The organism is Kitasatospora sp. NPDC051702 (assembly GCF_040681575.1).
In the GTDB taxonomy this organism is placed as follows: domain Bacteria; phylum Actinomycetota; class Actinomycetes; order Streptomycetales; family Streptomycetaceae; genus Kitasatospora.
In genome coordinates, this window is sequence record NZ_JBFAZB010000030.1 from 1 (window position 1) to 22,228 (window position 22,228).

19 protein-coding genes and 1 pseudogene are annotated in these 22,228 nt (G+C 74.7%); 9 read left to right on the forward strand and 11 right to left on the reverse strand.

The genetic code is table 11. The annotated features are described in order from the left end of the window. Nucleotides 1-94 (forward strand): annotated as a pseudogene (locus tag AB0N04_RS23710) (4-phosphopantetheinyl transferase); the annotation flags it as partial. Between the two features lie 11 nt (nt 95-105). On the opposite strand, the gene AB0N04_RS23715 reads toward AB0N04_RS23710, so the two are convergent. Next, nucleotides 106-1,455, reverse strand: coding sequence for a dicarboxylate/amino acid:cation symporter (locus AB0N04_RS23715; protein ID WP_363365217.1), 1,350 nt, complete (start codon nt 1,453-1,455; stop codon nt 106-108). A gap of 424 nt (nt 1,456-1,879) precedes the next feature. On the opposite strand from AB0N04_RS23715, the gene AB0N04_RS23720 reads away from it, so the two are divergent. Further along, nucleotides 1,880-3,088 (forward strand): MFS transporter, encoded by a 1,209-nt coding sequence (locus AB0N04_RS23720; protein ID WP_360212504.1) that lies wholly within the window; start codon nt 1,880-1,882, stop codon nt 3,086-3,088. Nucleotides 3,089-3,304: 216 nt separating this feature from the next. Here the strand turns inward: AB0N04_RS23720 and AB0N04_RS23725 are convergent, their stop codons facing one another. From AB0N04_RS23725 to AB0N04_RS23740, 4 genes are all read right to left on the reverse strand, one after another. Continuing rightward, a complete protein-coding gene (locus AB0N04_RS23725) occupies nt 3,305-4,573 on the reverse strand; it encodes a substrate-binding domain-containing protein (RefSeq protein ID WP_360212506.1) in 1,269 nt (422 codons plus the stop codon). Between the two features lie 29 nt (nt 4,574-4,602). After that, nucleotides 4,603-4,947, reverse strand: a complete 345-nt coding sequence (locus AB0N04_RS23730) for a DUF4229 domain-containing protein (protein ID WP_360212508.1) — start codon at nt 4,945-4,947, stop codon at nt 4,603-4,605. A 121-nt stretch (nt 4,948-5,068) separates the two neighbouring features. Further along, nucleotides 5,069-5,596 carry a GNAT family N-acetyltransferase gene (locus tag AB0N04_RS23735; RefSeq protein ID WP_360212510.1) on the reverse strand — a complete coding sequence of 176 codons (528 nt, stop codon included), beginning with the start codon at nt 5,594-5,596 and terminating at the stop codon, nt 5,069-5,071. Nucleotides 5,597-5,673: 77 nt separating this feature from the next. Further along, entirely contained in the window at nt 5,674-7,062 is a 1,389-nt protein-coding gene (locus AB0N04_RS23740) for an MFS transporter (protein ID WP_360212512.1), read from the reverse strand. Between the two features lie 120 nt (nt 7,063-7,182). Here AB0N04_RS23740 and AB0N04_RS23745 point away from each other — a divergent pair, with 120 nt between their 5' ends. After that, nucleotides 7,183-8,154 carry a helix-turn-helix domain-containing protein gene (locus tag AB0N04_RS23745; RefSeq protein ID WP_360212514.1) on the forward strand — a complete coding sequence of 324 codons (972 nt, stop codon included), beginning with the start codon at nt 7,183-7,185 and terminating at the stop codon, nt 8,152-8,154. Between the two features lie 590 nt (nt 8,155-8,744). Here the strand turns inward: AB0N04_RS23745 and AB0N04_RS23750 are convergent. Further along, nucleotides 8,745-9,224 carry an ATP-binding protein gene (locus tag AB0N04_RS23750; protein WP_360212516.1) on the reverse strand — a complete coding sequence of 160 codons (480 nt, stop codon included), beginning with the start codon at nt 9,222-9,224 and terminating at the stop codon, nt 8,745-8,747. 576 nt (nt 9,225-9,800) lie between these two features. Here AB0N04_RS23750 and AB0N04_RS23755 point away from each other — a divergent pair. After that, the gene (locus tag AB0N04_RS23755) at nt 9,801-10,475 is read left to right on the forward strand and encodes a sigma-70 family RNA polymerase sigma factor (RefSeq protein ID WP_360212518.1); all 675 of its coding nucleotides are present in this window, start codon (nt 9,801-9,803) and stop codon (nt 10,473-10,475) included. Then, nucleotides 10,472-11,659 carry an MDMPI N domain containing protein gene (locus AB0N04_RS23760; protein ID WP_360212520.1) on the forward strand — a complete coding sequence of 396 codons (1,188 nt, stop codon included), beginning with the start codon at nt 10,472-10,474 and terminating at the stop codon, nt 11,657-11,659. Before AB0N04_RS23755 ends, AB0N04_RS23760 begins: the two co-directional genes overlap by 4 nt. A 94-nt stretch (nt 11,660-11,753) precedes the next feature. Here AB0N04_RS23760 and purU read toward each other — a convergent pair whose 3' ends face one another. Beyond that, nucleotides 11,754-12,629, reverse strand: a complete 876-nt coding sequence (gene purU, locus AB0N04_RS23765; protein WP_360212652.1) for a formyltetrahydrofolate deformylase — start codon at nt 12,627-12,629, stop codon at nt 11,754-11,756. 179 nt (nt 12,630-12,808) lie between these two features. Next, nucleotides 12,809-13,324: a hypothetical protein gene (locus AB0N04_RS23770; protein WP_360212522.1), complete on the reverse strand. Its 516-nt coding sequence runs from the start codon at nt 13,322-13,324 to the stop codon at nt 12,809-12,811. Between the two features lie 173 nt (nt 13,325-13,497). Here AB0N04_RS23770 and AB0N04_RS23775 point away from each other — a divergent pair, with 173 nt between their 5' ends. After that, nucleotides 13,498-14,793 (forward strand): ABC transporter substrate-binding protein, encoded by a 1,296-nt coding sequence (locus tag AB0N04_RS23775; protein WP_360212524.1) that lies wholly within the window; start codon nt 13,498-13,500, stop codon nt 14,791-14,793. A 96-nt stretch (nt 14,794-14,889) separates the two neighbouring features. On the opposite strand, the gene AB0N04_RS23780 is transcribed toward AB0N04_RS23775, so the two are convergent. Both AB0N04_RS23780 and AB0N04_RS23785 read right to left on the reverse strand, forming a co-directional pair. Then, on the reverse strand, nt 14,890-16,059 hold the full coding sequence (locus AB0N04_RS23780) for a hypothetical protein (RefSeq protein ID WP_360212526.1): 1,170 nt from the start codon (nt 16,057-16,059) through the stop codon (nt 14,890-14,892). Nucleotides 16,060-16,456: 397 nt separating this feature from the next. Next, nucleotides 16,457-17,833, reverse strand: a complete 1,377-nt coding sequence (locus AB0N04_RS23785; protein WP_360212528.1) for a transcriptional regulator — start codon at nt 17,831-17,833, stop codon at nt 16,457-16,459. 315 nt (nt 17,834-18,148) lie between these two features. On the opposite strand from AB0N04_RS23785, the gene AB0N04_RS23790 reads away from it, so the two are divergent. Beyond that, the gene (locus tag AB0N04_RS23790) at nt 18,149-18,850 is read left to right on the forward strand and encodes a bifunctional DNA primase/polymerase (protein WP_360212654.1); all 702 of its coding nucleotides are present in this window, start codon (nt 18,149-18,151) and stop codon (nt 18,848-18,850) included. Between the two features lie 508 nt (nt 18,851-19,358). Here AB0N04_RS23790 and AB0N04_RS23795 read toward each other — a convergent pair. After that, nucleotides 19,359-20,051 carry a metal-dependent transcriptional regulator gene (locus AB0N04_RS23795; RefSeq protein ID WP_360212530.1) on the reverse strand — a complete coding sequence of 231 codons (693 nt, stop codon included), beginning with the start codon at nt 20,049-20,051 and terminating at the stop codon, nt 19,359-19,361. 221 nt (nt 20,052-20,272) lie between these two features. On the opposite strand from AB0N04_RS23795, the gene AB0N04_RS23800 reads away from it, so the two are divergent. Both AB0N04_RS23800 and AB0N04_RS23805 read left to right on the forward strand, forming a co-directional pair. Then, entirely contained in the window at nt 20,273-21,037 is a 765-nt protein-coding gene (locus tag AB0N04_RS23800) for a sugar isomerase domain-containing protein (protein WP_360212532.1), read from the forward strand. A 197-nt stretch (nt 21,038-21,234) separates the two neighbouring features. Beyond that, on the forward strand, nt 21,235-22,224 hold the full coding sequence (locus tag AB0N04_RS23805) for a DUF4231 domain-containing protein (protein WP_360212534.1): 990 nt from the start codon (nt 21,235-21,237) through the stop codon (nt 22,222-22,224). The last annotated feature ends 4 nt before the right edge of the window (nt 22,225-22,228 follow it).

The window sequence follows — 22,228 nt, forward strand, 5'->3', positions numbered from 1 at the left end:
CGCGGGGGCGGACGGGCTGCACTTCAGCCTCTCCCACTCGGGCGAGACCGCCCTGCTCGCGCTGGCTGCGCGGCCGGTCGGGGTGGACGTCGAGCCTGCGGAGGGTCAGACCGCGGCCGGAGCCGCCTCCTTGCCCGCCTGCGCCGGGATCACGGCCGCCGGGGTGGCGTCGTACAGGTCGCCCGGCGGGTCGTTGTACGCGGCGACGTCGAGGATCTTCTCCCGCGCGGCGACCACGACCGGCACCAGCGCCTGGCCGGCGACGTTCGTCGCGGTGCGGACCATGTCGAGGATCGGGTCGATGGCGAGCAGCAGGCCGACGCCCTCCAGGGGCAGACCCAGGGTGGAGAGGGTGAGCGTCAGCATGACGATCGCACCGGTGAGGCCCGCGGTGGCGGCCGAGCCGACGACCGAGACGAAGGCGATCAGCACGTAGTCCTTGATGCCGAGGTCGATGTTGTAGACCTGGGCGACGAAGATCGCGGCGATCGACGGGTAGATCGCGGCGCAGCCGTCCATCTTGGTGGTGGCGCCGAACGGCACGGAGAAGGACGCGTACTCGCTCGGGACGCCGAGGCGCTCGGTGACCCGGCGGGTGACCGGCAGGGTGCCGACCGAGGAGCGCGAGACGAAGGCCAGCTGGATGGCGGGCCAGGCGCCCTTGAAGAAGTTCACCGGGTTGAGGCCGGCCGCGAACCGGAGCACCAGCGAGTAGACGACGAACAGCACCAGCGCGCAGCCGACGTAGACGTCCAGGGTCAGCGTGGCAAAGGGCTTGAGCAGGTCCCAGCCGTACTTGGCGACGGACTTGCCGATCAGGCCGAGGGTGCCGAGCGGGGAGAGCCGGATGACCCACCACAGGGCGGTCTGGGTCAGCTCCAGCACGGACTCGCTGAGCTTGAGGACCGGCTCGGCCCGGCTGCCGAGCTTGATGATCGCGGCGCCGACCACGACCGCCATGAAGACGATCTGCAGGACGTTCACCTTGGCGAAGGCGTCGACGATGTTGGTCGGGAAGATCCCGGTCAGGAAGTCGATCCAGGTGCCCTTGGAGTCGAGCGCCTTCAGGCCCTCGGTCTTGAGGTCGGTGCCCCGGCCGGGGTTGGTCAGCAGGCCGAGGCCCAAGCCGATGGCCACCGCGATCAGCGAGGTGATCATGAACCAGAGCAGGGTGCGGGTGGCCAGGCGGGCCGCGTTGGTGACGTTGCGCAGGTTGGCGACGCTCACCACGATCGCGGTGAACACCAGCGGCGGGACGGCCAGCTTGAGCAGCTGGACGAAGATCTTGCCGATCGTCTCCAGGGTGGTGGCCAGCCAGGAGATGTCGGCGGTCCGGGCCAGGTAGCCGAGGCCGGCGCCGAGCACGAGGCCGGCGACGATCTGCACCCAGAACGGGGTCTTTCGGATCTTGGTGAGCACGGACGGCGACGAGGTCGCCTCGGGCGCTGTGGACATGACGGTGCGGCTCCGGGGGAGGGCGTTGCTGACGGCGGGGCGGGGCGGGGAAGGCGGCACGGCGCGGGGCCGGACAGGAAGGTCACGAACCCCCGGTCAGGGGCGTGCCGCCGACGTACAGCTCATGGCGCGACAACGGCGCGGGCTGTCCACAGCACCGGTCAGAGCGCACGGGCGGGCGGCGCCGGGCAGCGAGCCCAGGCCGTGCGTCCGCGGTGCGTCTGAGGTGGTCACGGCCGACACGTTAGCAGCAAAGGTTTGAGATGTTCAAAGTAGTTGTTTGAGGTTGCGGCGAGATCCGGACACGAACGAAGCTGACGCCCCATCAGTCAACGCCGATCGGCTCGATTGACCGCAGGTAGTTATACGTATAACTTTGACCTGTCCCCGCCCCCGCCTGCCCAGACCGGAGAAGAAGACGCCGATGGGCTACCTCGCCCTGCTCCGCGCCCCCCACGTCAGCCGCCTGCTCCTCGGCACGCTGCTCGGCCGCCTGCCCGCCGGCATGACCGCCCTGGTCATCGCCCTCGCCCTGCGCGAGGCCGGCACGCCCTACGGGCGGATCGGGCTGGCCACCGCCGCGTACGCGATCGCCGCCGCGGTCGGCGGGCCGGTGCTCGGACGCGTCGTGGACCGCACCGGGCAGCCGCGCGTCCTGCTCGCCTCCGCGGTCGTCGCCGGCGGCGGCTACGCCCTGCTCGCCCTCGCCCCCGGCTCCGCCCTCGCCGCCCCGCTGGGCGCCGCGATCGCCGGACTCGCCATGCCCCCGCTCGAACCCTGCCTGCGCTCGCTCTGGCCCGAGGTGGTGGAGGAGGAGCAGCTCGACACCGCCTACGCCTTCGACTCCGCCTCCCAGCAGATCCTCTACGTGGCCGGCCCGCTGGCCGTCGCCGGCATCGCCGGGCTGTTCAGCCCGGTCGCCGCGCTCTGGGTGGCCGCCGGCCTGGGCCTGGCCGGCGCGCTGATCGTCTCCACCACCGCCCCCGCCCGGGCCTGGCGCGCCCCGGCCCGGGAGCACTCCGCCGGCCTGCTCGGGCCGCTGCGCTCCCCCGGCCTGGTGCTGCTGCTGGTCGGACTGGCCGGCGCCGGCTGGGCGGTCGGCGCGCAGAACGTGCTGTTCATCGCGTACGCGGAGCACCACGCCGGCGAGCTGCCCGGCGGGGCCGGCACCCTGCTGGCACTGGCCGCGCTCGGCGGCCTGCTCGGCGCGCTCGCCTACGGCGCGGTGCGGTGGCGCAGCAGCACCGCCACCCGCACCTGGGTGATGGCGCTCGCCATGGCCGCCTCCTACCTCCCGCTGGTCCTGCTGCCCGGGCCGTACCCGATGGCCGCACTGGCCTTCCTGTCCGGGATCGTGCTGGCCCCGCTGCTGGCGGCGGCGTTCGTGCTGGTCGCCGAGCTGGCGCCGACCGGGACGGTGACCGAGGCGTTCGCCTGGCTGGTGACGCTGTTCGCCACCGGCAACTCGCTCGGCTACGCGGTGGCCGGACACCTCGCCGAGGACTCGCTGCGCCCGGTGGCGCTGTGCGCGGCCGGCGGGATCGCGCTCGGCGGCCTGCTGCTGTTCGGCGCCCGGCGCTGGTTCCACCCGGCACCGGTCGCGCCGCTGGCGCAGCCGGTCCCGGTGGGCTGAGGCGCCCCCGTAGACGACCGCGCCCACCGGGGTCTGGCCGGTGGGCGCGGTCCTTTTCCGCTTCCCTGCGGTCGTCTCCGGCCGCCGTCCGCTGCGATCGACGGGCGGACTCCACACCGGGGCCCACGCCGGGACCCACGTAGGAATTCCACGCCGAGGTCGACGCCGAGGTCCACGTAGCGGTCCGCCCGGGATCACGCCGGCCCCGCCCGGGAGTCAGCCGTGGGCCGGCGCCGTGGAGGAGCGCAGCACCAGCGAGGTGGCCAGCGGTGCGACCGGCGCCACCCGCTCCCCGCGCAGCAGGCCGGCCAGCGCCGCCACCCCCACCCGGCCCAGCTCTTCGCCGGGCAGGTCCACGGTGGTCAGCGGCGGGGCGAGCAGCGCCGCCACCGGAACGTTGTCCATGCCCACCACCGACAGGTCCCCGGGCACCCGCAGCCCACGCTCGGCGGCGGCCTGGTAGACCCCGGAGGCGACCACGTCGTCGTCGCAGACCACCGCGCGCGGGTGGTCCGCGCGCTCCAGCAGGCGGTGCGCCACGCTCCGCGCGGCCGGCTGCCCCTCGTTCAGACTGACCCCCAACTCGACCACGTCCAGGTCGAGTTCGCGGACGGCCTGCTCGAAGGCGGCCTGCCGCACCCGGAAGGTGTACGCGGAGTGGGTCGAGCGCAGCCGCCCGATCCGGCGGTGGCCGAGCGCGGCCAGGTGCTCGACGGCGGCGCGCATGCCGCCCGCGACGTCGAGCTCGACGGTCGGCCGGGCGCGGTCGGTGCCCGGGTCGGCGTCCAGGAATACGGCGGGAGTGTCGGCGGGGAGCTCACCGAGCTGGCTGTCGTCCGGGGAGCAGATCAGCAGGCCGTCGAAGCGGCTGGTGGTGGCGGCCTCTGCGAGGGTGGCGCTCCCCCAGCCGGAGCTGACCACCACCGCCAGGCCGTGCCGGCCGGCCTCCTCGTGGACGCCCTCTAGCACCCGGCCGAAGAACGGGCCGAGGATGTTCGGCACCGCCAGCAGGATCATCCCGCTGCGGCCCAGGCGCAGCTGACGGCCGGCCGCCTGCGGGCGGTAGCCGAGGCTGCGGGCGGCCTCCCGGACCCGCTCCCGGGTGGCGTCGGAGACCCGGCGACCGGCCTCGGCACCGGAGAACACCAGCGAGACGGTGGCCTGCGAGACACCCGCGAGCCTGGCCACGTCGCGGCCGGTGGGCCGCCGGACCGGGGCCGGCCAGGTCCCGGTGGCGCCGCTGCCCGGCGGCTCGGCCGACGACCCGGCGGCCGGAACGGCACGGGAGTCGGCGGACGGCACGGCGGACGGCACGGCGGACGGCACGGCCGGAACGGCGGAGGTGTCGGTGGACGGCCCGGCAGGGGTGTCGCCGGACGCGGCGGAGGACGGCTCGGGCGGAACGGCCCCGGAACCGGAACCGGAGCCGGAGCCGGAACCCGAACCGGAGGTGGAACCCGAACCGGAGGTGGCGGAGGCGGGCACGAGGGCTGCGGTCGCTGGTCCGGCCGGGGTCAGCTCTGCCCGGCGGCGGCCGCGCGGGCGGCGTCGTCGGCGGCGTCCTCCTCGGCGTTCTGCGCGGCGATCCGCTCGGCGGTACGGCTGCGCAGGCCCTCGACCTTGCCGCTGATCTGGCTGGACATCTCGTCGCGCTGGCGGCTCAGCAGCACGTAGCTCAGCGGCGCGGAGGCGACCGCGGCCAGCAGGAACAGGAAGACCACGCCGGCCTGGCCGCTGACCGGGATGATCCCGAAGTGTCCGAGCAGCAGCGAGACCAGCAGGCAGCCGAGGAAGATGCTGACCCGCAGGGAGGTGTAGCGGAGCGTGGCGTGCGACTTCTCCTGGCCGGTGCTGCTCACGGGAACACGTCCTTTTCACTGGTCTGGGCGGGGGCCGGTCTCCCAGTGAAGCATGCCTGACGGGCGGCGCGGGGCCGGGGGCGTCCGCGCCCCGCCCGCCGCCGCCCGCCGTCGGCCCGGATCACCGCAGGTCGAGCCAGAGGGTGATGTCGTCGCGGTCGTCCCCGGGGGCGACCCTGATCGCGGCCGGCACCCGGCCGACCTCCCGGTAGCCGCTGCGGGCGTAGAAGCCCTCCAGGCCCTGGCCGCCGCGCGCGGTGAGCCGCAGCGACTGCAGGCCCCACCGGCGGGCCACCCGCTCGGCCTCGGCCAGCAGCTCGGCGCCGTAACCGCGGCCCTGGAAGTCGGGGTGCACCATGACCCGCTTGAGCATCCGCCAGTGCTCCATGAGCTCGAAGCGCATCGACTCGAAGAACAGCACGCCCACCAGTCGGCCGGTACCGCTCTCGTGGGCGACCAGCATCCGGTCCGGGCCGTCCGGCCGCACCCCGGCGAACTGCTGCTCGGCGGTGTCCCAGACCTCCTCCTCGGTGACCGGCGCCACGAAGCCGACCGCTCCGCCGGCATTGGTGACGTCCGTCCACAGCCGGACGACGGCGGTGCGCAGGTCGGGGTCGAGCTTCGGGTCCACGGTGAAGATGAGCGCCATGGTTGCGGAGCCTAGCGGTCCGCTCCGGAGTGGCGGTGGACGGCCTCGGGACAGCGCCGGGGCGGCGGTGGACGGCCTCAGGACAGCGCCGGAGCCGGCCGCGCGGCCGTCCGCCCTCCCCGCAGGGCCAGGCAGAGCCCGACCGCGATCGCGCACAGCGCACCGGCGCCGTACCAGGTCAGGTCGTAGTTCCCGAGCGCGTCGCGGGCCAGGCCCGCCAGGCCGGCCACCACGGCGGCGCCGATCTGGTGGCTGGCCAGCACCCAGCCGAAGACGATCGGGGCGTCCTCGCCGAAGTGCCGGCGGCACAGCGCGACGGTCGGCGGGACGGTGGCGACCCAGTCCAGGCCGTAGAAGACGACGAAGGCGAGGATCGGCGGCTCCAGCGAGCCCGCGAACAGCTGCGGCAGCAGGAGCAGCGAGAGCCCGCGCAGCCCGTAGTAGACGACCAGCAGCAGCCGGGAGTCGACCCGGTCGGTGAGCCAGCCGCTGAACACGGTGCCGGCCACGTCGAAGACGCCGATCAGGGCGAGCAGGCTCGCCGCGGTGGTGACCGGCATGCCGTGGTCGTGGGCGGCCGGGATGAAGTGGGTGCCGACCAGGCCGGCGGTGGTGGCACCGCAGATCGCGAAGGAGCCGGCCAGCAGCCAGAACGCCCGGCCGCGCGCGGCCTCCCGCAGCACCCGCAGCGTGCGGGCGAGGGCGCGGCCGTCGGCAGCGGTCGCCGTCGCGGTCCCCTCCGAGCCGCCGGCGGCCGGGGAGGGGAGTTCCCCGGTCTCGCCGTACGGCAGCAGGCCGAGGTCGGCCGGGCGTTCGCGCATCAGCAGCAGCACCGGGACGGCGACCGCGCTGGCCGAGAGCGAGACCACGATCACCGCCGAGCGCCAGCCGTGCTGCTCGACCAGCCAGGCGCCGACCGGCAGAAAGACCAGGTTGCCGGCCGCCCCGGCGGCGGTCAGCACGCCGGTGACCAGGCCCTGCCGGGCGCGGAACCAGCGGCCGGTGATCGTGGTGGCGAAGGCGCCGGCCATCGAGCCGCTGCCCAGGCCCACCAGGACGCCCCAGCAGAGCACGAGTTGCCAGGGCTCGCGCATCAGCATGGTGAGCCCGGACCCGACCGAGATGGTCAGCAGTGCGCAGACCACCACCAGGCGGACGCCGAAACGGTCCATCAGGGCGGCGGCGAACGGGGCGGTGAGGCCGTAGAGGGTCAGGTTGACGGAGGTGGCGCTGGATATCGTCGCGACCGACCAGCCGAACTCGTTGTGCAGGGCGTCCATCATCAGGCTGGGCGTGGACCGGAAGCCGGCCGAGCCGAGCAGGACCAGCAGCGAGACGCCGGCCACCACCCAGGCGTAGTGCACCCGGAAGCGGGTGGGGCGGGCGGGGTCGGACGGGCCCCCGGAGGCGGGGGCGGGGGCGGAGGCGGGGGCGGGCGTGGGGGCGAGGACGTTGCGTTCGGTCACGCGGACGAGTGTCCCGAAGCCGCGGGGCCCCGACGAGTGGCCTGAATGACAGGTTTCGCAAGAATCGGGCCACGGCCCGGCGTACGCTGGCCCGACCACCACGGCACCGGAGGGAACGGCATGGCGCACCTGGTCGCGGTACTCGCCCTGGACGGCGTGATCGCCTTCGAACTCGGCATCCCCGCCCGCATCTTCGGCGGCGCCAGGGACCCGCTCGGGCAGTCGCTCTACCAGGTCGCCACCTGCACCCTGGACGGCGGTCCGATCGCCACCAGCGCGGACTTCCGGATCGCCGTCGACCACGGCCCGGAGCTGCTGGAACGGGCCGACACCGTGGTGGTCCCGGCCTCCGCCGACTCCAGCCCGGCCACCGTCGACGCCGCCTTCACCCCCGCACTCGCCGCCGCGCTGGCCCGGATCCGGCCCGGCACCCGGCTGATGTCGATCTGCACCGGCTCCTTCCTGCTGGCCGCCGCCGGGCTGCTGGACGGCCGGCCGGCCACCACCCACTGGCGCTACACCCGGCGCTTCGCCGAGCTGTTCCCGCAGGTGCTGCTCGACCCCGACGTCCTCTACACGGACGACGGCGACGTCCTCACCTCCGGCGGGGTGGCCGCCGGGGTCGACCTGTGCCTGCACGTCGTCCGCCGCGACCACGGCAGCGCGGTGGCCAACGCGGTGGCCCGCAACTGCCTGGTGCCGCCGTGGCGCGAGGGCGGCCAGAAGCAGTACGTGGAGGCGCCGAGTCCGCTGGAGTCGACCGGCCAGGGCACCGCCGCGGTGCGCGCCTGGGCGCTGGAGCGGCTGGACCAGCCGCTGGCCCTGAGCCGGCTCGCCGACCGGGCCGGCATGAGCGTGCGGACCTTCACCCGGCGCTTCCGCGAGGAGACCGGTTCCAGCCCCGGCCAGTGGCTCACCGTGCAGCGCACCGAGCGGGCCCGGCAGTTGCTGGAGCGCACCGACCTGACCGTCGACCAGATCGCCAGGGAGTCCGGATTCGGCACCGCCGCCTCCCTCCGGCTCCAGTTGCGCGGGCGCCTGGACGTCGCGCCGAGCGCGTACCGGCGGACCTTCCGCGCCGTTCCGGAGTGACGCGCCGTTCCGGAGTGACGCGCCGTTCCGGAGTGACGCGCCGTTCCGGAGTGACGCGCCGTTCCGGAGTGACGCGCGGCTCCGGAGCGCCGCACCGTTCCGGGGTGACGCACGGTACCCCTGCGGTCGGTGAGCCGGGTGTGGTCCGGGTGGCCGGAAAGCGCCGTAGTACCACGGCGGATCGGATGGCGGCCGACCGTGCTCACCCCGAGCGCGGCACGGCAGACCGCCATCCGATCGCGACGCACGGGCCCTGAACCCGCGTCGTGCTCCCCGCACTCGCCAAGGACAGCCCGCGGCCGACGTTCCACGGCCCCCCTGCTGGCGCGGTCCCCCTGGACAACAGCACCGTGGCGGCGTTCGGGCTTCCCTCGACGTCCCCTCGCAACGAAGAGCTGCACCCAAGCGTGATCAGTCGGATACGTCACGTCAATGGGTAGTCCGAAATTCGGAATGGTTGCGTCAACTTTCAGCCGGTGATCTCCGGCGGCGCATCAACGGCGCACACCGGCGCCCCGGTTCACCACCGCCGCCACCGCCGCCACCGCCGCCACCGCCGCCACCGCCGCCACCGCCGCCACCGCCCACGGCTACTGCGCCAGCGCCGCCCAGTCCACGCCGGCCATCGGGTCCACCGGCCGGGCGTCCGCGCCGATCTCGCACCACACCCGCTTGCCCGAGCCGTCCGGGTACCAGCCCCAGCGCTCGCAGAGCAGCTCCACCAGCTCCAGGCCGCGCCCGTTGGTGGCGTCCTCGTCCGCGCCCGCGTGCCGCGGCGCCGGGGCCGTCCGACTCGCGTCGGCCACCTCCACCCGGAGCGGACAGAGCGGGGCCTCGGGGGTGCCGGCCGGGCCGTCCTCCACCGGCAGGCAGAGCCGCAGCACGGCCGGACTCCCGGTGTGCACCACGGCGTTGGTCACCAGCTCGGAGACCACCAGCACCACCGTCTCGGCGATCGGCGCGTCCGGGTCGACGCCGTGGTTCAGCAGCCGCGAGCGCACCCACCGGCGCGCCCGGCCGACCTCTGCGGGGTCCGCCTGCACGGCCAGCTGTACCTGAAGAACCTGCACCGCTCCACCACCTGCACTCGCAGTTCGGCCATCGTCCCGATCGGGCCGGATCATCCAGCCGGCGGGCCTCGCACGTCGCCCGGAGCCGGCCGGGCCCACCCGGGCTCCCGCCCGGCGCTCACCCGATCCGTCCGCCCGCGCCACCTCGTCCGTCGCGCACTGGCCGCGACTCGAATACGCCTCAGGATGGGTGGGCGGACGGGCCGCAGCAAGCGCTTCGGGCATATTCCAGCGATCGGGGGACAGCGCGGTGCATACTGTCCCGTTCACTCTCGCGAGCCTCGTACCGGCACTCGGCCGACCCGGGCCGACCCGCCGGTCCCGCAGTGGCGAACCTACCGCCGCACGCCCCGCGCGCCCGGCCCGCCACTCGCGAACCACCCGTGCGACATATGTCCACCGGTGCTCGAACAGCGGCTCCGGCGGAACGCCCGACGGACCGTCCCACCAGCCGACCGTCCCACCATGTGACGATCCGCGAGCCCCGGTTCCGTTCTTCGGGGAATCCTCCCACCGCCGAGCGGCCGCAAGATACCGTTGGGTAAGCCAGCGGACCCGGCAGGAGGGTGGTTCCCGATGGCCGCCCCCGACCGCGCACCGCGCTGGGACGAACAGCTCCAGCACCGCCTCGCCCGCGGCGAGGAGACCGCGCTCGGCGAACTCTACGACCAGCTCGCGCCGATGGTGCACGGCCTGGCCGGGCGGATACTCGCCGACGAGACCGCCGCCGCCCAGCTCACCCGGGAGATATTCGCCCACGTCTGGGAGCACCCGGAGGACTTCGACCCGGCCCGGGGCTCACTGCGCTCCTGGCTCGGCACGCTCACCCACCGCCGGGCGGTCGACCGGCTTCGGCTGCGCCGGGCGGCCGAGTACGGCCACGCCGGCGAACCCGACCGCGGCGCGGCCGAGGCCGAGATCCGCGCCGTGTCCACCGCCGCGCGGGTGCGCTACGTGGTGGACGCCCTGCCCCAACCCCTGCGTGAGACCATCACGGTGACGTACTACGACGGCCGCACCTACCAGGAGACGGCCCGCCTGCTCGGCATCACCGAGCAGGCCGCCAAGCAGCGGATGCGGCTCGGACTGTCGCTGCTGGCCACCGAACTGGCCGACGAACGCGCCCGCCAGGACGAGGACCACGGCCACCGGGACGTCCGGCCCGCCGGGCCTGACGGGCCTGACGAGGCGGACGAGGCGGACGGCCACCGGGACGGCCCCGGCGACGAGCACGGGAACGGGGGCGCATGAGCACCGGGGACCGGCACGACGACCTGCGCTCGCTGCTCGGGGCCTGGGCCCTCGGTGCCTGCCAGGGCCACGAGTCCGCCGAGCTGGAGCAGCACCTGCCCGGCTGCGCGGACTGCGCCGACGAGGCCGCCCGGCTGAGCGAGGCGGCCGGCTGGCTCGCCCTCGACGAGCCGCTGGACCAGCCCGGACCGCTGCGCCAGCAGGTGCTCGACTGGTGCCTGGCCCGCCGCCCGGCCGAACTGCCCGTTCCCGTCTGGGGCATGCCCTACGGCGCGGAGACCGCCAAGCTCGACGCGCTGCTGCGCGACCTCGGCCCGGAGGAGTGGCAGGAGGTGGCCGAACTGCCCTGGCACGGCGGCGTCGAGCGGCTGCGCCCGGCCGAGGTCCTCGGCCACCTCGCCGCCGTGGACGGCTGGCTGGCGCTGGCCCTCGGCCTGCCCGACCCGGTGCCCGCCGCCCCGGGCACCGCGACGCCCCCGGCCGAACGGCGGGTGCCGCCGCAGGAGGCGGTCGCACCGCCGCCCAGGGTCCCGCCGCAGGGCGGCCGGTTCGCCGGGGTGACCGGGCGCACCGCCCGGCTGATCGCCGAGCAGGCCGACCTCCCGCCCCAGTCGGTGCGCGCCCGGTGGCGGCGGCAGACCCACGAGCTGGTGCGCACCGCCGCGCTCGCCCCGCAGGGCAACACCCCCGTCGACTACGGCTTCGCCGTCCTCCCGCTGCGCGACGCCTTCCTCGACCGTGCCTTCGAGTGCTACGTGCACGGCGAGGACGTGGCCCGCGCGGTCGCCTACCCGTACGAGCCGCCCGCACCCCAGCACCTGCGGCAGCTGGTGGACCTGGCGGTGCGGATGCTCCCGCAGGCCCTGGCCGGTCTGCGCGCCGCCCGACCCGCCGCGGCGACCGCCGGGGCACCGGCCGGCACGAGCGGCCCGGAGCGGGGCGGCCGCCGGCTGCGCCTGGTGGTCGACGGCCCGGCGGCCGGCGAATGGCTGATACCCCTGGACGGCCCGGAGGCGGGGCCGCCCGGCGGCGAGCCGGTGGCCTCGATGGTGCTGGACGGCCTGGAGCTCTGCCAGCTCGCCGCCGCGCACCGCGACCCGGACCGGCTTCCGGTCGGCGAGCACGGCGACCGGGCCGCGATCCGCGAGGTGCTGCACGCCCTCCCGCTGCTCTCCCGGCCGTAGCGCCGGGCCGCGGCCGGCGCGAGCGGCCGCGGCGGCAGGCCCGTGGGCCGGCCGCCGGCCAGGACCCTGGGCCCCTGGCCCCTCGCCGCAGTGCCTAGGCGAAGACCACCGTGCGGGTGCCGTTGAGCAGCACCCGGTGCTCGCTGTGCCACTTCACCGCGCGGGCCAGCGCCTGGCACTCGACGTCCCGGCCGAGCGCGACCAGCTGGTCCGGGGTGGTGTCGTGGGTCACCCGGGCCACCTCCTGCTCGATGATCGGGCCCTCGTCGAGGTCGGCGGTGACGTAGTGGGCGGTGGCGCCGATCAGCTTCACGCCGCGGGCGTGCGCCTGGTGGTAGGGCTTGGCGCCCTTGAAGCTCGGCAGGAAGGAGTGGTGGATGTTGATCACCCGGCCGGACAGCGCGGTGCACAGCTGGTCCGAGAGCACCTGCATGTAGCGGGCGAGCACGACCAGCTCGACGTCCTCCTTGGCGACCAGGTCCAGCAGCTGCTGCTCGGCCTCGGCCTTGGTGTCCCGGGTGACCGGGATGTGGTGGAACGGGACGCCGTAGCTCTCGGTCAGGTCGCGCAGGTCGGTGTGGTTGGAGACGACCGCCGCGATCTCCACCGGCAGGGCGCCGATCCGGGTGCGGTACAGCAGGTCGTTCAGGCAGTGGCCGAACTTGCTGACCATGAGGACGATCCGCATCCGCTGCTCGGTCGGGTGGATCTGCCAGTCCATCCCGAACGAGGCGCCGATCGCGGCGAAGCTGGCCCGCAGCTTGTCCGCGGTGACCGGCTCGACGGCGGAGAAGTGCACCCGCATGAAGAACAGCCCGCTGTCGCCGTCCCCGAACTGCTGGCTGTCGATGATGTTGCAGCCGGTCATGAAGAGGTAGCTGGAGACGGCGTGGACGATGCCCTGCTTGTCGGGGCAGGACAGCGTGAGGACGTACTGGGCGCTGGCCGGCTGCTGGTCCACTGGGGGTATCCCGTCCTGAGGTCGTGGCGTGCGTGGGTGGTCCAGCGTGTCACATCCTGGACACTCGCCGCCCCGCTGCCCGTACTGCGGGACGGCCCTGCTCAGGAGCCCGGTCGCGGCGCCGCGACGGCGCGGCCCGCCCACGGCGCCGCCACGGCCCGACCCCGCCCCGGGCTGCGCCCCGGGGCTCAGACCTGGGTGAGGATGCGCAGCACGTCCAGCGACTTGGGCGCCGCGTCCGGGTCGTCCCCGTCGTTGGACGCCAGCACGACGTGCGCCTCACGGGCCGCCCGGACCGCCTCCGGCCAGCCGGGGTGCCCGAGGTAGGCGGAGGCCGGGGCGTCCGCGCCGACCTCGTGCAGCAGGTGGACCACCCTCAGCACCGCGACGTCGACCAGGGCCGCCTCGGTGGCGTCGCGGAAGATCGTCCCCACGTACTTCCCGGCCGACCAGCGGTCCAGCCAGGTGTCCTCGACCAGCCGGTAGACGGCGTCGGTCACGTCCCCGTAGCCGGCCCGGCCGGTCAGCCAGGTCTCGTGCTGGAACCCGGGGTCGGACAGCATGTGCAGCGCCGAGCGGAGTCGGGCTCGCCAGCGCCACCAGGGCAGGTCGTTGAGCGGCATGCCGCCCATGGTGCTGGAGCGGTGGCCCGGACGAGAAGGGTTTCGGGCGGACCGGTGCGAAGAATCTGTGCTGGCGGACATGGAGAACGATCGTACGTTCCCGGTCCGTTCGTGCTCCACTCGCGATCTACACGCGTACCCGTCCGGATTTCAGCCCCCGTTTGCCGACTGTTCGCACTTCGGCCCTCTCGACGTGTGGCACCGGCGTTTGGCTGGATCCGGTGCGCCGGATGGCGCCCAGAGAGGGAAGACCGATGACCAGCCGAAGGGACGCGTTCCAGGCCCGGCACCACGCCTCGAGACGACGCCGCCCGATCGCCGCGGCAGCCGCCGCGGCCGCCCTGATCCCCACCCTCTTCTCGGCCTCCGCGTGCGGCGGACCGGCCGACGCCTCCACCAACGGCGGCGACCTCACCGTGATGACCTGGGCCCCGTCCGGCACCGGGTCCGCCGACCGCCCGGGCATGACCGCGCTCGCCGAGGCGGTCGGCCAGGACGTCAACCTCAAGGGCGGGTTAAACGGCCGCCGCCTGAAGGTGATCACCTGCAACGAGCACAACACCGCGGACGGTGCCCGGGCCTGCGCCCAGCAGGCGGTGGACGCCAAGGCCGTCGCCGTGCTCGGCTCCTACAGCCAGTGGGGCGACGCCTTCATGCCGACGCTGGAGCGCGCCGGCATCCCGCTGATCGGCGGCTACGGCCTCTCCCAGCCGGAGTTCAGCAGCCCGCTGTCGTACCCGGTGGACGGCGGCATGCCCGCCCTGATCGGCGGCAGCGGCCGCCAGCTGGTCGAGGCCGGCTGCAAGGCCGTCTCGCTGGTGCGCCCCGACACCCCGGCCGGCGACAACCTGCTCGGCTACCTGGCCAACGCGCTCAAGCCGGCCGGGATCAAGCTGCTCGACGTCAAGGCGCCCGAGCAGTCCACCGACTACACCGCGGTGGCCCGCAAGGCGATCGGCCGCGACGAGTCCGGGAACTGCATCACCAGTGCCCTCGCCGCCGAGCCCACCGGCAACCTGCTGGACTCCTACCGCCGGCTGAACCCGAAGAACACCAGGATCGCCTCGGTGATCGGCAGCGTGCAGCAGTCGGTGGTCGACTCCACCGGCGGCGACTCCGGCCCGCTGGCCGGCGCGTACGTCACCAGCTGGTACCCGCCGGAGTCGGCCAAGACCTGGGACGGGCTGCGCGCGGTGGTGCGCGCCGACACCACCGGCGGCCGCACCATCGACGTCTCCGACCCCGGGGTAGAGACCACCTGGGTCGCGTACGAGGTGTTCCGCATGGTCGTCGAGAAGCTCACGGCCGCCGGCAAGCAGGTCACCGAGAAGACCATCACCGCGCTGCTGGACAGCGGCGAGGGGATCGACGTCGGTCTGACCCCGCCGCTGAACTGGGGCACCACCAACATGCTGCCCAGCACCGAGTCCCCGCGGCTGGTGAACACCTGGGTCACCTACCAGGTGGTCAAGGGCGGCCGGATGACCCTGCAGCAGCCGGGCTTCGTGGACGTCCGCTGGGTGCTCACCGGGGGCAGACCCCCGGCCTGACCGGCACACGGGGGCGGGCTCCGGCCCGCCCCTGCGCCGTCCGACCCTGCGCCGTCCGACCCCGCGCAGTCCCGCCCGGCCCGTCCGTCCGGGTCCTCAGAGGTCGCCGTCGCCGCGGCTGGGCAGCCCGGTCTGGACGGCGATCGCGTTCCACAGCGCCGAGGCCTGCTTCTTCGCGGTGGTCGCCGTGCCGCTGGCCTGCACGGCGTTCTTGTAGTGCTGGTTGTCCTGCTTCTTCGGGTCGCAGGCGCCCGGGGCCTGGGAGTCGCCGGCCCAGGCCGCGTACTCGTCGTCGGCCTGCGCCGAGGCCGTCCAGGCCGCGTTGAGCTGGTCGACCAGCTGCTGGCCGCCGGGCAGCTTGTCCGTCTTCAGCTGGCCGAGCTTCGTCTGCAGCTCGCGCCGCTTGCCGGCCGCGCCGCTGAGCGCCTGCTGCGACTCGGGCAGCTTGTCGCACTTCTGCACCGAGGAGACCGCGCCGACCACCGCCGAGCGGCTGTCGCTCGCCGTGCCCAGCAGGTCCGACAGCGGCTGCGCCTGGGCCTTGACGTCCGGGTCGACGGCCGCGCCCGAGCCGCTGGCGCTCGCCGTGCCGGGTGCGGTGCTGCCGGTGGCGGCAACCGTGCCGGTCTTCTTGTCGCCGCCGGAGGCGGTGTCGTCCCCGTTCATCAGGACCGCGACCAGCACGCCGGCCGCCGCGAGGCCCGCCAGCACACCGCCGATGACCAGCTTGTTGGAGGGGCGGCCGCCGCGGGCCCGCGCCGCCGGCGCCGCCGACGGCACCGCCTGGGTGGCCTCGAAGCCCTGCCCGTAGCCCTGGTCCTGGTAGCCCGGTGCGGCCTGCTGCGGCACGACCTGCTGGCCCGCCGGCGGGTAGCCGTACCCGCCCGGGGCGGGCTGGTGCTGCTGCGGGTAGCCGGGCTGGGCCTGCTGAGCCGGGTAGCCGCCGCCCCGCGGGTCCGCGACCGGGTACGGCGGGAGGTGCTGCGTCTCCGGCGCGTGGTCCTGCTGCGGGACGCCGTAGCCGGGCTGCGGCGCACCGGCCCACGGGGGCTGCTGGGCCGGCATGGCCTGGGTCGGCAGCGCGTGCGCGCCGTCGCCGAGGTACTCCGGCTGCCCGGAGGGCTGGCCCACCGGCGGCACCGGCGCCTGGTTCTGCGGGTGGCCAGGCTGGCCCGGCTGCCCCTGGGGCTGCTGGCCGGGCTCGGGGCGGAACAGGTCGTCCAGGTTGAAGTCACCCGAGTTGGGGTACGAGCGGCGCTGGCTCAACGCGATTCCTCACCTGTGCACGACCGCGCGCTGACGGCGGACCACATCTCGTCGGTTCTTGGGAGCATCACAGTTCCTTGGACGTCACGCCCACGCTACCGGTTCGCCGAACCGGGTGGCCACGCGGGCGGGACATCCCTCACACACTCCCCTCACAGCCCCCGGACCCGGGGCTCAGAGCCTCGCCGGACGGCCCCTGGGCCCCGCCTCCGCGTCCACCGGCTGCTCCGCCCCTAGGGCGTGTCTTTCGGATCACGTCGGATCAGCGGGCGTCGTTGGGGTGCGTGCATCGGCGGCGCCGAGGAGGGAGTCCATGCGGAGCATCGGCGACTGACGAGAAGCCGGCGAGGTGCGTGCCCCGGCGGCGCCCGCCTGGCGTGATCCGAAAGACACGCCCCTAGGCGGCCTCCGCGTCCGCCCGGGCGTGGAACTCGCGGACCACCCGCTGCTCCCGGTACGGCTCCAGGCGACGCCGGAACTCGTCCAGGTACTCCACGCCGCGGTTGGACCGCAGCCCGCTCAGCAGCCGGACCGCCTGCGCCCCCGTCTCGCAGGCCCGCTCGAGGTCCCGCTGCTGCAGCTGCGCGGTGGCGAGCAGCACGAGGTCGACCGCGCGGCGGCGGACCCGGGTCGGCGGGTGCAGGTCGAGCGCCCGGCGGGCGTAGTGCTCGGCCTGCCCCGCCTGTTCCAGGTCGCGGTGGCAGTGGGCCAGTTCGTCCGCCAGGTAGGCGTCGTCGAAGTGGACGATCCAGTCCGGGTCGTCCTCCGGGCGGCGCTTCTCCATCATCTCCAGCGCCTTGGCCGCGACCGCCTCGCAGGAGCGGGCGTCCCCGAGCAGGGCGTGGCCGCGGGCCTCGGCGGCGTAGAACATGGCCATCGCCGTCGGGGTGGCCACCGTGCGGGCGCCCTCCTGGGCGGCGCGGGCGAGCTGGGCGATCTCCCGCGGGTTGCCGAGGGTGGCCGCCAGGTGGCTCATCGAGGCCGCCAGCACGTAGCCGCCGTAGCCGCGGTCGTCGGCCGCCTGGGCGAGGCGCAGCGCCTGGATGTAGTACCGCTGGGCCAGCCCGGGCTGCCCGGTGTCCACCGCCATGTAGCCGGCCAGTTCCGTCAACCTGGCCACGGCGGCGAAGAGTTGGCGCCCGGTCTCCTCCCGGTAGGCGCCGCCGAGCAGGCTGGAGACCACCGAGTTGAGGTAGTGCACCACGACCGGGCGGACGTGACCGCTGCCGAAGCGGTGGTCCAGGTCGACCAGCATGGTGGTGGTGGCCTTGATCGCGGCCACGTCGGTCGGGCCCACCCGGGGGCCGCCGGTGCGGGCCACCACCGGGTCGGGCGGGGTGATCAGCCAGTCGCGGCTGGGCTCCACCAGGGCGGAGGCCGCGACCGTCGCCCCGGTCAGGAAGTCCCGCCGGCCGACGTCGCTGCGCCACAGCTCGCAGACCTGTTCCAGCGCGGCGTTCAGGGTCGGCGCGAACTGCAGCCCGATGCCGGAGCTGAGGTTCTTGCCGTCCGCCATGCCGATCTCCTCGACCGACACGCTGCGGCCGAGCTTGCGGCCGAGCGCCTCGGCGATCACGGCCGGCGCCTGCCCGCGCGGCTGCTGCCCGCGCAGCCAGCGGGCGACAGAGGTCTTGTCGTAGCGCAGGTCCAGGCCGTGTTCGGCGCCGCAGAGGTTGACCCTGCGGGCGAGGCCCGCGTTGGAGCAGCTGGCCTCCTGGATCAGTTGCTGCAGACGCTCGTTGGGCTGTCGTGCGACGAGTGGTCTCGCGGCCATTGGGCTTCGCCTCCCCACACCCTCCGGTCCCGGCCGGCGGGCGACGCTTCTGCTGATCTGTTGCCGACTGTCCGACCGTCCAAGGAATCTGACACAAGGTTAGCGATCAGCAACGCCAGCGGGATACCCACGGTGACGAACCGCACCCCCCACGCGCCCTGGGAAATGCTCCCGTGCGCCCCCACTGCGCCCACCCCCGCCCGCCCCAACTCGGTCGGGTAACCGGATCGGGTGACATTGCCGGGATGCGCCCAACCGGCTGGCACCGGGCCGTAACCAGCCTCACACACGGTAGTTGAGCAGCGCGTGGAAGACATCCCCGACTCCCCCGACCAGGGCAAGAACGCCGGACTGCCCCCGCTGCTCATCGAAGCCGTCGGCTACGCCGAGACCCGCCACTGGGAGGTGGCCCCGGGTGCCTGGCTGATCGACGGCGACGGGCCCGCCCGCTGCTCCTGCGGCGACCCGCGCTGCCCGCTGCCGGGGGCCCACCCGCTGGACGCGGACTGGGCCCGCAAGGCGAGCGCGGGGCCCGGCGCGGTGCGGCGCTGGTGGACCGAGCGGCCGCAGGCCTCGATCCTGCTGCCCACCGGCCGGTCCTTCGACGTCCTGGACGTCCCGGAGACGGCCGGGTGCCTGGCACTGGCGCGGATGGAGCGGATGGACCTGCAGCTGGGCCCGGTGGCGGTGCTGCCCGCCGCGCCCGGCCGGATCGGTCGGCGGCTGCACTTCCTGGTACTGCCCGGGGTCGCGGCCAAGCTGCCGGAGATGCTCCGCAAGCTCGGCTGGCCGCCCGGGCGGCTGGACCTGGTCGCCCGCGGCGAGGGGGACTGGACGGTCGCCCCGCCGTCCCGGATCGGGGGCACCGGCTACGCGCAGTGGGCCCGCTCGCCCTCGGCGCTCAACCGCTGGCTGCCGGACGCCGCCGAGCTGATCAGCCCGCTCGCCTACGCCTGCGGGCGCGAGGCGCCGGCCGCCGCCAGGCCCCAGCCCGCCCAGCCGGCGGCGGTGCGCTGAGCCGGTTCGGAGCCCCGGTGCACCGGGCCGCCGCGCCGGTCGGGCGCGGCGGCGGTACGCCGGACGGACGCGGCGGTCCACCGCCCGCGGAACGGCGGCCCTACGCCTATCGGGTGAGGGCGCGCGACGCGCGACACCCCGCGCGCGACTGACGGGCCCCGTCTCCCACCGGAGACGGGGCCCGTCACACGCAGGGGCGGATAAGGCCTCGGTCTACCCGCTGGTCAACGGCGAAAGCCCCTCGGACGAGTGACAACGCTCAAGGATTGCCATGATCGGCCGAGGGGAGGATTTGCGGTGCGAGGGGACGCCGGAGGGAGCGCTCGGACGGGGAAGCCGGGCGGGGCGGTGGAGGGGACGGGAGGGAGCGGAGGGGACGGGAGGGACGGGGAGGGCGAGAGGGCCCGCTGCACGGGGAGCAGCGGGCCCTCTCGTTGTGCCCGGCGCCGTTCGGCGCGCTCCGGCCGGCGCTCCGGCCGGGAGACCGGCGGGCGTCCTGGGGGGCGCCTCAGGCCTGGGCGACGAACACGTGCTGGGCGATGTCCTTGCCGATCTCGGCCGCGTGCTCGCCGGTGCCGACGAGCACCCCGCCGACGCCGGCGCTGACCTGCACGGTGGAGCCCGGCCGGACCCCGGCCCGGCGCAGCGTGCGCATCAGCTCGCCGTCCGTCTGGATCGGCTCGCCGATCCGGCGGACCACGACGCTGGCACCCTCGTCGCCCGGGCGGACGGTGTCCAGCGGGACGAGCGCCGCGTCGAAGCCCTCACCCTCGGCCTTGGCGTCGCCCAGCTCGTCCAGGCCCGGGATCGGGTTGCCGTACGGGGACTGGGTCGGGTGGCCGAGCATGGCGAGCACCTTGCGCTCGACCGTCTCGCTCATCACGTGCTCCCAGCGGCAGGCCTCCTCGTGCACCTGCTCCCACTCCAGGCCGATCACGTCGACGAGCAGGCACTCGGCGATCCGGTGCTTGCGCATCACGCGCACGGCGAGCCGGCGGCCGTCCTCGGTGAGTTCGAGGTGGCGGTCCCCGGCGACCTGGAGCAGCCCGTCCCGCTCCATCCGGCCGACCGTCTGGCTGACCGTCGGGCCGCTCTGCTCCAGTCGCTCGGCGATCCGGGCACGCATCGGGACGATGCCCTCTTCCTCCAGTTCCAGGATGGTGCGAAGGTACATCTCAGTGGTGTCGATCAGCCCAGACATCGCCGCTGGCTCCGTTCTTCGGTGTCCTCACCGCCAATTCTGACCTACCGGACCGACAACCGGGCCCGCACGGGGGCTCCGGTGAGCGGTTTTCGTTCCTGTTGACAGCGGTGCCGCCGGGGCGCCACGGTGCTCGCCGTAGCTTTCTCCACTGGCGGTGCGGACCACTCCGGCCGTCCCACCCGGCCGGCTCCCCCACCGGCAGAGAGCGGAGGCAACAGATGAACGACCTGGTCGGCCGGTACTTCGACGCCGCGATCGCCCACCTCCAGCGGGTCCGCGAGGAGGAGGCCGAGGCCATCGAGGCCGCCGCGGAGCTGCTCGCGGAGGCGATCGCCGAGGGCCGCCGGGTGTTCACCTTCGGTGCCGGGCACTCCGCGCTGGCCGCCCAGGACGTGGTGTACCGGGCCGGCGGGCTGGTCCCGGTGAACCTGCTGAACGTCCCGGGGATGGCCGGGGTGACGGTGATGCCCGCGCCGCTGTCCAGCGCGCTGGAGCGGGTCTCCGGCCTGGCCACCACCACGCTGGACCTGACCCCGGCCACCGGCGGCGACCTGCTGTTCGTGATCTCGTTGTCCGGCCGCCAGGTGATGCCGGTCGAGCTGGCCCGGTACGCCCGGGAGCGCGGCCTCAAGGTGGTCGGGGTGACCTCGCTCGCCTACCCGGGCGAGGTGCCCTCGGCGCACCCGTCCGGCAGCTACCTCAAGGACCACTGCGACGTGGTGCTGGACAACAAGATCGCGGTCGGCGACGGCGAGCTGACCCACCCGGCCGCCGAGACCACCTTCGGCCCGGTCTCCACCATCGTGACCAGCGCGCTGATGCAGGCCGTGGTCGCCTCCGCGGTCGGCCGGCTGGCCGACGCGGCGGCCGCCGGCACCGCCGCCGCCCCGCCGCTGTTCCGGTCCGGGAACGTCCCGGGCGGCACCGAGTGGAACGCCAAGCAGATGGCCGACAACGCCGACCGGATCCTCTACACCTACTGACCGCCGGCCGTACACCTGCCGACGCCACCGGCACCCCCCGCGACACGGAGTGTCCGTCCGGCCACCGGACGCACCCGGCCCGGACAACCACCGGGGCTTCCCGGCCATTGCGGGCCGCCCCGGACCGGGCCAGGCGTACCGGGAAGCCGCCCGGGGCAGGACAGCGGTGCGACCGGAGCGACGGGTGGGGGCCGAGCATGGCGTCTGGGGCGGAACGGGCGGGGCGGGTGCGCGAGCGGGAGCTGCTGCCGGAGTTCTTCTGGACCGCCGACGCGGCCTCGCTGCGCGGCCAGCGCCGCTCGGTGCTGCTCTCCGCCTGGGAGCTGCTCCTGCTGGTCGCCGCCGCCGCGACCGGGTCGGCCGACGGCGCCCCGTGGGCTTGGCCGGCGGCCGTCGCCTACCTGGGGGCGATCGTCCTCGCGGTGGTGATCAGCCGGCAGAACCCGCAGGGCCTCTGGTACGAGGGCCGGGCCGCCGCCGAGTCGGTCAAGACGCTGGCCTGGAAGTTCGCCGTCCGGGCGGACGCCTTCCAGCCGCCGCCGCGCAGCCTGCCGGACGCCGAGGGCCTCTACCGCTTCCAGCTCGACCGGGTGCTGGGCGCCTTCCGGGGCGGCCCGGTCGCCGTCGCGACGGCGGAGCGGCCCCCGGACCCCGTCGACCCCCCGGACCCCGCCGACCCCGCCGACCCCGGCGGACCGGCCGGCATCACGGCGGCGATGCGCGGGCTGCGCGAGCAGCCGCTGGCGGTGCGCCGCGAGGTGTACCTGCGGGAGCGGATCCAGGTCCAGCACGACTGGTACCGCGCCAAGGCCCGGTACTGCGCGCGGGCGGGCGACGTGGCCGGGGTGCTGGGCGTGGTGCTCCCGGCGCTCGGGCTGGTGCTCGCGGTGCTGCGGGCGCTCGGCGCGTTCGGCTACGACGCGCTGGGCACGGTCTCGGCGGTGGCCGCCTCGGTGACCGCGTGGGCCCAGCTGCGCCAGTACCGCCCGCTCGCCGCCGCCTACGGGCTGGCCGCCGACGAGCTGGACCTGATCCGGCGCCAACTGGCCGCGCTGGACGTGGCCTCGGACGACGCCGAGGAGCTCTGGGCCAGGCTGGCCCGGGACGCCGAGGACGCGGTGTCCCGCGAGCACACCACCTGGCAAGCCCGCCGGGAGATCCGCACCACCACCGACCGGGACCACTGAGGAG

Excerpts from the sequence above, each read along its gene's own strand:
- AB0N04_RS23715 (WP_363365217.1), bottom strand. The coding sequence starts at position 1,455 with ATGTCCACAGCGCCCGAGGCGACCTCGTCGCCGTCCGTGCTCACCAAG.
- AB0N04_RS23720 (WP_360212504.1), top strand. The coding sequence starts at position 1,880 with ATGGGCTACCTCGCCCTGCTCCGCGCCCCCCACGTCAGCCGCCTGCTC.
- AB0N04_RS23805 (WP_360212534.1), top strand. The coding sequence starts at position 21,235 with ATGGCGTCTGGGGCGGAACGGGCGGGGCGGGTGCGCGAGCGGGAGCTG.
- AB0N04_RS23800 (WP_360212532.1), top strand. The coding sequence starts at position 20,273 with ATGAACGACCTGGTCGGCCGGTACTTCGACGCCGCGATCGCCCACCTC.
- AB0N04_RS23795 (WP_360212530.1), bottom strand. The coding sequence starts at position 20,051 with ATGTCTGGGCTGATCGACACCACTGAGATGTACCTTCGCACCATCCTG.
- AB0N04_RS23735 (WP_360212510.1), bottom strand. The coding sequence starts at position 5,596 with ATGGCGCTCATCTTCACCGTGGACCCGAAGCTCGACCCCGACCTGCGC.
- AB0N04_RS23785 (WP_360212528.1), bottom strand. The coding sequence starts at position 17,833 with ATGGCCGCGAGACCACTCGTCGCACGACAGCCCAACGAGCGTCTGCAG.
- AB0N04_RS23775 (WP_360212524.1), top strand. The coding sequence starts at position 13,498 with ATGACCAGCCGAAGGGACGCGTTCCAGGCCCGGCACCACGCCTCGAGA.
- AB0N04_RS23760 (WP_360212520.1), top strand. The coding sequence starts at position 10,472 with ATGAGCACCGGGGACCGGCACGACGACCTGCGCTCGCTGCTCGGGGCC.
- AB0N04_RS23745 (WP_360212514.1), top strand. The coding sequence starts at position 7,183 with ATGGCGCACCTGGTCGCGGTACTCGCCCTGGACGGCGTGATCGCCTTC.
- AB0N04_RS23770 (WP_360212522.1), bottom strand. The coding sequence starts at position 13,324 with ATGTCCGCCAGCACAGATTCTTCGCACCGGTCCGCCCGAAACCCTTCT.
- AB0N04_RS23755 (WP_360212518.1), top strand. The coding sequence starts at position 9,801 with ATGGCCGCCCCCGACCGCGCACCGCGCTGGGACGAACAGCTCCAGCAC.